The following is an 11,219-nucleotide window of genomic DNA, read 5'->3' as shown; positions in this document are numbered from 1 at the left end:
TGAGAAGTCTATATAATCGTTATGAAATTTTACGTCAATCTTAATAGAACCGCCGTATACCGAACGGTATGTACGGTGGTGTGAGAGGTCGGGGGTTAGTCACTCCCTCCTACTCGATTTTAAAGCCTTTTTTCTAAAATATTGTTGTTAAGCTAAACTTTGTGAAGGTTGAAGGCGAACACTGCACGTGGAAATCAACGAAAACAACCTAGTTAAAAGACAAGAACAAATTTATCCTATATGGTAACTTGCCTTGTTATTATTGATATAATTATATAAAGCTTTATTTTTTATGATAGGTGATAGATATGTCAGAAATGAAAAAATTCCCGCTAATTACAGGTATTATTTCACTAGATTTTATTAATACAGAGGTTGTAAGGCGTGGACAGCGCCATAACTTATTAAGTTCAGAAAATGATGTGAAAGATTGGCTTCACGAAATGAAGGATTATAATCCGACAATTTCATTGCTTTTCACTGATGAGATAGAAGTAACAAATCTTTTGCTAAATGAGCTATTAACATTTCGTTCTTTATTAAGAGAAGCTTTTGAAGCAATTGCGGATCGGAAAGGTGCTTCAAGTGAGTTTCTTGGATTGTTAGAAAAGAAGATTGAAGCGGCTCCCTTTAGCTTTAAGGTTAGCGAACATCAAATTATTCCTCTTCCGGTTGGGAAAATAGAGGATTCAATTATTTCACTCATAGCTTATGATGTCATCAAGTTAGTTGAGGGAAAAAAACTAAATTCTTTAAAACGTTGTTCAAATCCAGAATGCGTTTTGCTGTTTATTGATGAAGGTGGAAGACGTAAATGGTGTTCAATGAAAATATGTGGGAATCGTAAGAAAGTAGCACGGTATCAAAAGAAGGAAAAAGGTAGATAACTGACCAACTTGTTTTAATTAGCAGGAGGGTCTTTTTATTTTGCGGATATCTTTAAAACAATAGTAACTAACCATAAAAATAACGTTTGACAGGTTAGTTAGCTGCGGTGTAAATTATAGGTGGTATGAAAAATATGGAAGATAATTAGGGGGATGGGTATGGAGCATTATATTTTTAAACAGTTGGATTTTGTGAGAGGGAATACGATTCGTCTTTTGGAAAATATAGATGATGACACCTCAGAAATCATTCCTGCTAGATTTAATAATCATATTAAATGGAATGCTGGACATATTTATCTTGTCCAAGAAAGGTTTGCTTTTTATTTTATCGGGAAGGAAATGATTTTACCTAAGGAATTTCAAGCGTTATTCAGCCCTGGAACTAAGCCAGCTGAATGGTCACTGCCGATTCCATCAATGAGTGATCTTACTAGTCTGTTAAAGGAACAGGTAGAACGGATTGAAAGGGAATTGCCGCTGCACTTAAGCGAGAAGCTGTCACAGCCGTATACAACATCAACAGGATTAACGCTATCTTCAGTTGAAGAGCTGTTAAGCTTTTGTTTATATCACGAGGGGATGCACTTTGCGACAATTAAAGCGCTGAAGCAGGCCGTTACGCAGATCTAAGTAAAAGGTTTTATTGGAACAGACATGTGAGACTCGAGCAGATGAGAAATGTGAGTAGCTTTACAAGTCTGTAACGCGACAAGCAACAAATAAAAAGAACCATTCTCACCATATAGTTTTTGAGAATGGTTCTTTCGGTGTTTACTTTGCATTTGCGCCAATGCTTCCTGTTTTGATTTCGTATGGCGAACATAAGGATTAACATTTCCCCAGCTGCCACGCTTCATTGAAACATCTAGCTTGCCTTCCCTAATTAATTTTTCACGGTGCTTTTTGGCTTTTGATTTGGACATCTACATTCCTCTCCAATCCTTTTATTTTGGCTGCTATGTGTTTTTCCTAAGAGTGGATTTATCGCGATAAAAACCCATTAGCCATTGCTTTGATAAGGTCAAAAATCCTATATCAATTAAATTATAACCAAATATTTGAAAGAAATGAATTAATTTAGGTTGAAATTCTCATCTCAATGACAGGAGAATCATGTATAATAATAGACTGATTATTTATTAAATCTCGCTTATATTGAGGTGTTTACATATGATTATTTGGATTAATGGAACATTTGGTGCCGGTAAAACAACGGTTGCTTATGAATTACATAGAAGATTACCTTTATCACATGTATATGACCCTGAACGAATTGGGTATGTGTTAATGGATAATATCCCAAAGGAATTATTAAAAAAGGACTTTCAAGATTATCCACTTTGGAGAGAAGCGAACTATAAGCTATTAAATCAGCTTTCAAAGGAATACGTTGGAACGATCATTGTTCCTATGACACTTACAAATGAGGAATATTATGATGAAATAATAGGGAAGCTAAGTGCGGACGGTATCGAAATCAAACATTTTACTTTAGCTGCTTCAAAGCAAACAATTGAGAAAAGATTAAGAAAGCGATTTGAAGGTAAAAAATCGTGGGGATATGAGCAGGCAGAAGAAAGAATCATGAACTTAAAAAAGGATCGATTCAAGGAGCATATACAAACAGATACGCTGTCAATAGATGAGATTGTCAATGTTATCGCAAATACATCAGGGTTAACATTGCTACCTGATTTAAGAACGAAAGGCAGACGTTTCTATGAGAGATTATTAGTTACCATGAAGGAAATAAGTTTGTTTAAGTAGCACTTCTTTGATAAAGCATTAAGGAAAAAGGCTACTATAATCGGAATTTATTAAGAATATTAAATTATCCTAATAAAATAATTAAAAAAACGTTTACAAACAATAAAATCTTCTCTATAATGACACTAACAAGTTAAGAATCGTGCTGATGAGTCTATGAGAGACAGCTTATTGTGTTAAAAGGTTTATTGATCTTTTAATGCATGAGCTGTCTTTTTGTCTTTTAACACGGTTTTTAACTGATTACATTCTTTGAAAACGCTTAAAAGGGAGAGAGGGGTAGAGGCTATGTCTGCATTTTTAGGTGAAGTCATTGGCACAATGATTTTAATTATTTTTGGTGGCGGTGTTGTTGGAGGAGTTGTCCTAAATAAATCTAAGGCGCAAGACTCTGGCTGGATTGTGATTACAATGGGGTGGGGATTTGCGGTAGCATTTGGTGCTTATGCGGTTGGAAGTATAAGCGGAGCACACTTAAATCCTGCTGTAACATTAGGTTTTGCTTCTATAGGTGAATTTCCATGGGCAGACGTTCCCGTTTATATTGCAGGGCAAATGCTTGGAGCGTTTCTCGGTGCAACAATTGTCTGGCTCTATTATTACCCTCATTGGAAGGCAACAGAAGACAAAGGCGCAAAGCTAGCTGTGTTCTCAACAGATCCAGCGATTAAGCATACACCAGCAAATTTTATTAGTGAAACAATCGGAACAGCAGTTTTAGTGTTTGGCTTACTAGCCATAGGTGCCAATGAATTTTCGCAAGGCTTAAACCCGATTATAGTTGGATTTTTCATCATGGCAATTGGACTTTCATTAGGAGGAACAACAGGATATGCGATAAATCCTGCGCGTGACTTAGGGCCACGGATTGCACACTTTATTTTACCGATTGCTGGGAAGGGTTCATCTAATTGGAAGTATGCCTGGGTACCTGTAGTCGGTCCAATTGTCGGTGGGATATTAGGTGCACAGTTTCATCAAGCCGTATTTGTAACGGGGTCACTAAATGCGTTATATATATTAATAGGGATTTTGGCAGTAAGCGTACTAATTGCTAGATTTTCAAATACAAATAATAGTAATGATCTGAAAAGAAATGAAAGCATTTGACAAAGATAGATTCGGCTTTTATTTGATAAAGGGGAGGAATCAAGTATGGAAAAAAAGTATGTATTAAGCTTAGATCAAGGAACAACAAGCTCAAGAGCAATTTTATTTAATAAACAGGGAGAAATTGTTGATGTTGCACAAAAAGAGTTTACTCAATATTTTCCAAAATCAGGCTGGGTTGAGCATGATGCCAATGAAATCTGGAGTTCAATTTTAGCGGTTATTGCCGAGGTCTTAACGAAGACAAATGTAAATCCAAAGGAAATTGCTAGTATCGGGATTACAAACCAACGTGAAACAGCGGTTGTTTGGGATAAGGAAACAGGCCGTCCTGTTTACAATGCGATCGTCTGGCAATCAAGACAAACTGCTGACATTTGTGATGAACTAAAGGAAAGGGGTTACAACGACCTTTTCCGTCAGAAAACAGGGCTGTTAATTGATGCTTACTTTTCGGGGACGAAGGTGAAATGGATATTAGACAATGTTGAGGGAGCTAGACAAAAAGCAAACGATGGAAAGCTATTATTTGGAACAATCGATACATGGTTAATTTGGAAGCTTTCCGGCGGAAAAGAGCATGTAACGGATTATACAAATGCTTCTAGAACACTTATGTATAATATTTATGAATTAGCATGGGATGACGAATTGCTTGAGATATTAGATGTACCAAAATCAATGCTGCCTGAGGTGCGCTCATCTTCGGAAGTATATGCAGAAACCGTTGATTATCATTTCTTTGGTGAGGCTGTTCCGATTGCAGGGGTTGCTGGTGACCAGCATGCAGCGTTATTCGGTCAGGCGTGCTATGAGAAAGGAATGGCTAAAAATACGTATGGTACCGGCTGCTTTATGTTAATGAATACCGGTGATAAGGCCGTACCTTCTGAGCATGGTTTATTAACAACAATTGCTTGGGGGATCGACGGAAAAGTAGAATATGCGTTAGAGGGAAGTATTTTTGTTGCAGGATCAGCAATTCAATGGTTACGTGATGGTCTTAGAATGATTGATAATGCACCTGCAAGTGAAGGATATGCATCAAAAGTGGATTCTACAGATGGTGTTTATGTTGTTCCGGCATTTGTAGGTCTCGGAACTCCGTATTGGGATAGTGATGCACGTGGAGCAATTTTTGGGCTAACGCGTGGAACATCAAAGGAGCATTTTATTCGCGCAACACTTGAGTCACTTGCTTATCAAACAAAGGATGTTTTAAAGGCGATGGAGGCAGACTCAGGGATTGAATTGAAAAAATTACGTGTCGATGGCGGTGCTGTAAAGAACAATTTCCTTATGAGCTTTCAAAGTGATATATTAAATGTTGCAGTAGAACGCCCTGTTGTAAATGAAACAACGGCTTTAGGTGCAGCTTACTTAGCAGGTCTTGCGGTAGGGTTTTGGAAAGACCGTTCAGAAATTGCTAATCAGTGGAAAATGGAGAAATCATTTGAACCAACAATGGCCGAAGAAGAAAGAAATACATTGTATGATGGATGGAAGAAAGCTGTTGAAGCAACAATGGGGTTTAAACCGAATAAAAAATAAAAATTTTGTTATCAGAGGCATTGAATAAACATATAGATATAGTAAAATGAAGCTATAAACATTTACAAGTTAATAAATAATGGTCTGAGAATCTGAGGGGACCACAGCAAGGCTGTTAGCAAGCGCTAATACAGCTTATGTTGTGGTCCCTTTTTATTTTACTTTTCTTAAAGAAGGGACGGAGAGAATATGACATTTTCAAGTTTAAAAAGAGCAGAGTATTTAGAGGAAATGGAGAAGCAAACATTTGATTTACTTGTTATTGGTGGTGGAATTACAGGGGCAGGAATTGCCTTAGATGCACAGGCAAGAGGATTAAAAACAGCGTTAATTGAAATGCAGGATTTTGCAGCTGGTACGTCTAGTCGTTCAACAAAGCTTGTTCATGGGGGACTTCGTTATTTAAAGCAGCTTGAGGTGAAGCTAGTTGCTGAGGTTGGAAAAGAGCGGGCAATTGTTTACGAAAATGCACCACATGTGACAACACCAGTATGGATGATGCTACCGATTTATAAAAATGGTACATTTGGAAAATTTTCAACGTCAATTGGTTTAAAGGTGTATGATTTCTTAGCTGGAGTAAAAAAGTCAGAGCGTCGCAGCATGCTAGATGGTCGTTCGACAATCGCTAGAGAGCCCCTTTTATTAACAGATGGACTTAAGGGATCAGGAGTATATGTTGAATATAGAACAGATGATGCCCGCTTAACACTTGAAGTTTTGAAGGAAGCTGTAAACCGTGGAGTATTAGCTACTAATTATACAAAGGCTGAATCCTTCATCTATGAAAATGAAAAACTAGTAGGAGTAGAGGCGATCGATCAGATTACAGGTGAGAAAAAAACAATCTATGCTAAGAAAATCGTCAATGCAGCAGGACCATGGGTAGACTCTTTAAGAGAAAAAGACCAGTCAAAGAAGGGGAAATACCTTCATCTTACAAAAGGAGTACATCTTGTCATTGATTCCTCACGCTTTCCATTGAAAGAGGCAGTTTATTTTGATACACCGTTCAATGATGGAAGAATGATGTTTGCGATTCCGCGTGATGGCAAAACATATGTTGGTACGACAGATACAAACTATAAAGGATCAATAAAACACCCAAGAATGACTACAGAAGATCGCGACTATATATTAAATGCGATAAACTATATGTTCCCTACATTAAAATTACAAGTAAATGATGTTGAGTCAAGCTGGGTTGGTCTTCGTCCCTTAATTCATGAGGAAGGTAAAGACCCATCAGAAATTTCAAGGAAGGATGAAATCTTCCTTTCAAATAGCGGCCTTATTACAATTGCAGGGGGCAAACTAACAGGCTATCGAAAAATGGCTGAAAGTGTAGTTGATTTAGTTCTTCAGCAATTAAGCGGAAATAAAAAGATTCCACGAACAACAACCGATCGATTAACATTATCTGGTGGCTATGTTGGTGGCTCAGCTGGCTTTTCACAATTTGTAAAAGATAAGGTGAACGAAGGAATTAGCGTAGGCTTAACGAGAGCAGAGGCAGAGAAACTAGTAAAACGATATGGCTCAAATAGTGATAAGTTATTTGACATTATTAAAGGCGATAAGGATGAGGCAACGAAATATGGTTTATCAATGGAAGTTTATGCCTCTCTTAAATATGGAATTGAGCATGAAATGGTGACAACTTTAACAGATTATTTCATACGGAGAACAGGAGCATTATTTTTCGATATTCATTGGGTGAAGGAGTGGAAAGCTGCTGTGTGCCGTTATATGGAAGATGTGCTATCATGGTCAAATGAGGAAAAGCTTCATCAACAAGAGGAATTGGAACGACAGCTTCACGATGCAGTTAACCCATTAGAGGTTAAAGAGGAAATATAAATGGCCTAATGATGAACATAATCCCTCTGCATATTAAATATTGTAGAAGATGAGGGACGCTCTACTAGAAAGAAATTAAAAGAAAAAGGAGGGCACTTATGGCGTTTAATGGGCAATATATATTACCTGCAATAAAATCAATGAAGGATTTTGAAAAAATATTAAAAAGTGAGATTGAGTATATTGTCATGTTAGAGGTTCACATTGCTCAGCTAGAAAGTATAATGAAATATGCTGGGCAACATCATAAAAAGGTTATCTTACATGCAGACCTGATTCAAGGCTTGAAAAACGATGAATATTCAACAGAATACCTTTGTCAAAAAGTAAAACCAGCAGGCTTGATTTCAACAAGGGGAAGTGTAGTAAAGACGGCAAAGAAAAATAAAATATTAGCGATCCAACGGCTCTTTCTCCTTGATACACTTGCTATTGAAACAAGTTATCGACTTGCAGAAAAAGTGCATCCGGATTATATTGAGGTTTTACCAGGCTGTGTACCACATCTTATTGAAAAGGTACACTTGGAAACGAAAATTCCTGTTATTGCAGGAGGGCTCATCACGAAAAAGGAAGAGATTACAAGTGTTCTAAATGCGGGAGCAAAGGCAATAACGACGTCCCGTAGTGAGCTATGGTCAGTAAATGTCGGGTAATTCTATAAGGGAAGGTAACAAAATGAAGAAAAGAATGCGTTATTCTGTACTCGCAATCATTATTATTATTATCGCTATTCTATTTAGTACCTATAAATTAATGAATTCTCGAACCTATCAATTATTCGGATCGATCACACATGAGGTAAATACAAAGGAGAAGGTAGTTGCATTAACCTTTGATGACGGACCAACAAAACAGGTGGAAGGTCTTCTAACTGTTTTAAAAAAACACAATGCAAGGGCTACCTTTTTCTTAATAGGCAATGAAATCGAAAAATTTCCAGATGAAGCAAAGAAAATTGTTGAAACAGGCCACCAAATTGGCAACCATACCTATTCTCATAATCGAATGGTTTTCAAATCACCTTCATTTATAAAAGAGGAGATTGAAAAAACGGATAAACTAATTCGTGAAGCTGGATATAATGGCGAGATTGACTTCAGACCTCCTAACGGAAAAAAGCTGATCGGCTTGCCATATTATCTAAACAAGCATAATCGCGAAACGATTACATGGAGCCTTGAGCCTGATAGTTATTATTCTTCTGCAGCTGATAAAGCAAATTATGTAAAGGAAAATATTAAAAATGGCTCAATTATATTAATGCATCCAATGTACGATGAGACAGGAGAAGAATTAAAAGCTGTGGAACAAATAGTGAAGGAGCTTTCAGCAGAAGGCTATCAATTTGTCACAGTTGATGAATTACAAAGTATGGAAAGATAAACAAAGGACAAGGGTTGGCCCTTGTCCTTTTGTACTGTTTTATTTGTTATCTGAAGGTAATCGCCCTTATCTTTTATCTTTATTGCAACATTACGGACTGTTAAGAGACCGTCATTTATATCTGTGATAAGTGCCGCTTTATCATTTGTAAGAATAGGTGTTTCCGCTTTTCTTACAATGAACCTGATAAAAATTCAATTACCTGTTCAGGTGTTTTAGCATTTGCACTATGTAAATGTGCTAGTTTTTCTCCGTCTTTGAAAACAAGGAGACTAGGAATTCCCATAACATCATATTGTTCTGCAAGCTCTGGAAATTGATCCTTGTCGATTTCGCGCATTGTCACGTTTTGTACTTCTTCAAAAACCGTTGGCAAAAACATATCCATTCTTTTGCAATCAGGACACCAATCAGTGACAAACTTAACGACAACGGGCTCCTGACTTGAAATAAACTGTTGGAATTCCTCTTTTGATTTTAATTGTTCCACTTCATATCACCTCTACGTTATTTTAACCAATTCACCAAGAAAAAACAGTATCTATGCTTCTGTTTCAAATAATGTCCAAGAAATAACTACTAATCACGCATATTTCTTGACGGCTCATTTAAATTGTCCCTATACTCACCTTACTACATAAAAAAATTGATTAATAGTGAGGAAGGTTTATAAAGATGGAAATAACGAAAAGTAATAAAATAGATCTTATAAAAGAAAAAGTAACGATCGTACCACATGATAACGGTGCTACTTATTTAGTTGGTCCCATTCGTTTACCTGTTCAGTTAGAAGGAAATACTGTTCACTTTAAATGGTATTGCTGGTTAGATGTGGAGCAGAGTAGTAAAAGCTTAGAAGAAATTTTAGAAAAGCTACCTGAGTCTAATTTAGCTAGTCAGCAGCAATCAAGTGTATTAGTTTATGGTGATTTTAATGAGTCTGAGGATGCGCTTATTCGGATGCATAGTATTTGTCATACAGGAGATATTTTTGGTAGTAAGCGTTGTGATTGCGGGTATCAATTAAAACAATCGATGAAGATGATTGTTGAGCATGGTTCAGGAGCGGTCTTTTATCTTGCTAATCATGAAGGAAGAGGCATTGGATTATTTAGTAAGGCGTTAGCCTATCTCCTTCAAGAAGAAGGGTTAGACACGGTTGAAGCGAATGAGGAGCTAGGGTTTGCTGATGATACAAGAAGCTATGATGAGGCGATACGAGTATTAAAAAATCTTCGTACGAAGCCTGTAACGGTCATTACGAATAATCCGAAAAAGCTTTCTGCACTTCAAAATTCAGGTGCAAATGTTTTAGGTCGAGTTCCATTATGGGGAGATATTTCAGGTTATAATAAGCATTATCTCGAGACAAAGATGGAGAAGGCAGGTCATCTTAAAGGAGGATATCCAATTGAGTGAGCATGAGTTTTATATGAATTTAGCCTTGACGAATGCAAGAGCGATGAAGGGACAAACAGACCCGAATCCATTAGTAGGCTCAGTTATTGTCAATGAAAATCGAATAGTTGGTGTTGGGACACATTTAAAGGCTGGAGAACCACATGCGGAAATCCATGCCTTAAGAATGGCTGGCGAGAAAGCGAGAGGTGGAACAATTTATGTGACACTTGAGCCTTGCTCACACCATGGTCGGACAGGCCCTTGTGCTGAAGCTATCGTAAAGGCAGGATTAAAAAAAGTAGTTGTAGCCACTTTAGATCCAAATCCAGTAGTTGCCGGGAATGGAATAAAAATTTTAAAAGATGCAAATATAGAAGTAGAGATAGGGATTTGTGAAGAGGAGTCTAAAAAGTTAAATGAAGTTTTTAATAAATTCATTGTGACCGGAAAACCATTTATCACCTTAAAATCCGCGATGACACTGGACGGGAAAATATCTTCCTTTAGCTGGGATAGTAAATGGATTACGTCCGAAGAGGCAAGAAAGGATGTTCATCAATTACGCCATGAACATGTTGGAATTCTTGTCGGGGTTAATACTGTTGTAAAGGATAACCCAGAATTAACAACTAGAATTCCGAATGGCAGAAATCCGATACGAATTATTTTAGATAGTTCCTTGAAAATTCCCTTTGAGGCAAAGGTCGTTACAGACAAACTAGCAGAAACATGGATTTTTACATCACAGCAATATTCAAGAGGAGCAAAGGAAAAGCTTGAACAGCTTGGCGTAAAGGTTTTTGTAACGAGTGGAAGAGAACGTGTTGATTTACATGAGACCCTTTCGATTTTAGGTGAGCATTCTGTTTCATCTGTCCTAATTGAAGGAGGGGGAGAGGTAAATGCATCTTTCCTCCAAGAGGGATTAGTTGATAAGCTTATCCTCTATGTAGCGCCAAAATTAATTGGTGGAAGAACAGCACCAAGCTTCTTTTCAGGAGAAGGGATCGAAAAGATGGCAGATGCGATAAAGATAGACAACATGGAAGTCGAAAAAGTAGGGATTGACTTTAAATTTACCGGTTATGTTAATAATTAATAACACGCTTATACTTAAAAGTCCTTTCTTAACAGTCTAACGTTAAGAAAGGCTTTTGTTTATATATTAGTATTGTCATCGCTAGAGAAATAGCGTAAAATAAAACCAAGTAAACATATAAGAATTATAATATATAAAATGAAGATACATGAAAA

The 11,219-nt window shown here is 37.0% G+C and carries 12 protein-coding genes; 10 read left to right on the top strand and 2 right to left on the bottom strand.

Features of this window, described 5'->3' with window-relative positions:
* Positions 1-308 precede the first annotated feature (308 nt).
* Both ACTJJ9_RS22300 and ACTJJ9_RS22295 read left to right on the top strand, forming a co-directional pair.
* Positions 309-887, top strand: a complete 579-nt coding sequence (locus ACTJJ9_RS22300) for a CGNR zinc finger domain-containing protein (RefSeq protein WP_145583683.1) — start codon at positions 309-311, stop codon at positions 885-887.
* 159 nt (positions 888-1,046) lie between these two features.
* Positions 1,047-1,520: a DinB family protein gene (locus tag ACTJJ9_RS22295; RefSeq protein WP_145583681.1), complete on the top strand. Its 474-nt coding sequence runs from the start codon at positions 1,047-1,049 to the stop codon at positions 1,518-1,520.
* Here the strand turns inward: ACTJJ9_RS22295 and ACTJJ9_RS22290 are convergent.
* Positions 1,517-1,813, bottom strand: coding sequence for a hypothetical protein (locus ACTJJ9_RS22290; RefSeq protein ID WP_186324270.1), 297 nt, complete (start codon positions 1,811-1,813; stop codon positions 1,517-1,519). The two genes, ACTJJ9_RS22295 and ACTJJ9_RS22290, sit on opposite strands and share 4 nt — an antisense overlap.
* 247 nt (positions 1,814-2,060) lie before the next feature.
* Here ACTJJ9_RS22290 and ACTJJ9_RS22285 point away from each other — a divergent pair, with 247 nt between their 5' ends.
* The 6 genes from ACTJJ9_RS22285 (at position 2,061) to ACTJJ9_RS22260 (ending at position 8,564) form a co-directional block, all read left to right on the top strand.
* Entirely contained in the window at positions 2,061-2,657 is a 597-nt protein-coding gene (locus ACTJJ9_RS22285) for an AAA family ATPase (RefSeq protein WP_145583680.1), read from the top strand.
* 288 nt (positions 2,658-2,945) lie between these two features.
* Positions 2,946-3,767 carry an MIP/aquaporin family protein gene (locus ACTJJ9_RS22280; RefSeq protein ID WP_145583677.1) on the top strand — a complete coding sequence of 274 codons (822 nt, stop codon included), beginning with the start codon at positions 2,946-2,948 and terminating at the stop codon, positions 3,765-3,767.
* A 45-nt stretch (positions 3,768-3,812) separates the two neighbouring features.
* Complete coding sequence (gene glpK / locus ACTJJ9_RS22275; protein ID WP_174879898.1) at positions 3,813-5,318, top strand: glycerol kinase GlpK; 1,506 nt, start codon at positions 3,813-3,815, stop codon at positions 5,316-5,318.
* Between the two features lie 189 nt (positions 5,319-5,507).
* A complete protein-coding gene (locus tag ACTJJ9_RS22270; protein WP_440768882.1) occupies positions 5,508-7,178 on the top strand; it encodes a glycerol-3-phosphate dehydrogenase/oxidase in 1,671 nt (556 codons plus the stop codon).
* 98 nt (positions 7,179-7,276) lie between these two features.
* Entirely contained in the window at positions 7,277-7,834 is a 558-nt protein-coding gene (locus tag ACTJJ9_RS22265) for a glycerol-3-phosphate responsive antiterminator (protein WP_095303483.1), read from the top strand.
* 22 nt (positions 7,835-7,856) lie between these two features.
* A complete protein-coding gene (locus ACTJJ9_RS22260) occupies positions 7,857-8,564 on the top strand; it encodes a polysaccharide deacetylase family protein (RefSeq protein WP_145583670.1) in 708 nt (235 codons plus the stop codon).
* Positions 8,565-8,736: 172 nt separating this feature from the next.
* Here ACTJJ9_RS22260 and ACTJJ9_RS22255 read toward each other — a convergent pair whose 3' ends face one another.
* The gene (locus ACTJJ9_RS22255) at positions 8,737-9,054 is read right to left on the bottom strand and encodes a thioredoxin family protein (RefSeq protein WP_095302499.1); all 318 of its coding nucleotides are present in this window, start codon (positions 9,052-9,054) and stop codon (positions 8,737-8,739) included.
* Between the two features lie 191 nt (positions 9,055-9,245).
* Here ACTJJ9_RS22255 and ACTJJ9_RS22250 point away from each other — a divergent pair, with 191 nt between their 5' ends.
* Together ACTJJ9_RS22250 and ribD are read left to right on the top strand one after the other, a co-directional pair.
* Positions 9,246-9,983 (top strand): GTP cyclohydrolase II, encoded by a 738-nt coding sequence (locus ACTJJ9_RS22250; protein WP_186324271.1) that lies wholly within the window; start codon positions 9,246-9,248, stop codon positions 9,981-9,983.
* Positions 9,976-11,064, top strand: a complete 1,089-nt coding sequence (ribD, locus tag ACTJJ9_RS22245; protein ID WP_440768881.1) for a bifunctional diaminohydroxyphosphoribosylaminopyrimidine deaminase/5-amino-6-(5-phosphoribosylamino)uracil reductase RibD — start codon at positions 9,976-9,978, stop codon at positions 11,062-11,064. Before ACTJJ9_RS22250 ends, ribD begins: the two co-directional genes overlap by 8 nt.
* Positions 11,065-11,219: the final 155 nt, after the last annotated feature.

Source organism: Metabacillus sp. 22489 (assembly GCF_052044855.1).
Classification (GTDB): domain Bacteria; phylum Bacillota; class Bacilli; order Bacillales; family Bacillaceae; genus Metabacillus; species Metabacillus niabensis.
The sequence above is the reverse complement of the archived record's forward strand: the minus strand, read 5'-3'. Positions and strand labels throughout refer to the sequence as shown.

Coding starts and splice junctions, on each gene's coding strand:
- ACTJJ9_RS22300 (WP_145583683.1), top strand. CDS start 309: ATGTCAGAAATGAAAAAATTCCCGCTAATTACAGGTATTATTTCACTA.
- ACTJJ9_RS22295 (WP_145583681.1), top strand. CDS start 1,047: ATGGAGCATTATATTTTTAAACAGTTGGATTTTGTGAGAGGGAATACG.
- ACTJJ9_RS22290 (WP_186324270.1), bottom strand. CDS start 1,813: ATGTCCAAATCAAAAGCCAAAAAGCACCGTGAAAAATTAATTAGGGAA.
- ACTJJ9_RS22285 (WP_145583680.1), top strand. CDS start 2,061: ATGATTATTTGGATTAATGGAACATTTGGTGCCGGTAAAACAACGGTT.
- ACTJJ9_RS22280 (WP_145583677.1), top strand. CDS start 2,946: ATGTCTGCATTTTTAGGTGAAGTCATTGGCACAATGATTTTAATTATT.
- glpK (WP_174879898.1), top strand. CDS start 3,813: ATGGAAAAAAAGTATGTATTAAGCTTAGATCAAGGAACAACAAGCTCA.
- ACTJJ9_RS22270 (WP_440768882.1), top strand. CDS start 5,508: ATGACATTTTCAAGTTTAAAAAGAGCAGAGTATTTAGAGGAAATGGAG.
- ACTJJ9_RS22265 (WP_095303483.1), top strand. CDS start 7,277: ATGGCGTTTAATGGGCAATATATATTACCTGCAATAAAATCAATGAAG.
- ACTJJ9_RS22260 (WP_145583670.1), top strand. CDS start 7,857: ATGAAGAAAAGAATGCGTTATTCTGTACTCGCAATCATTATTATTATT.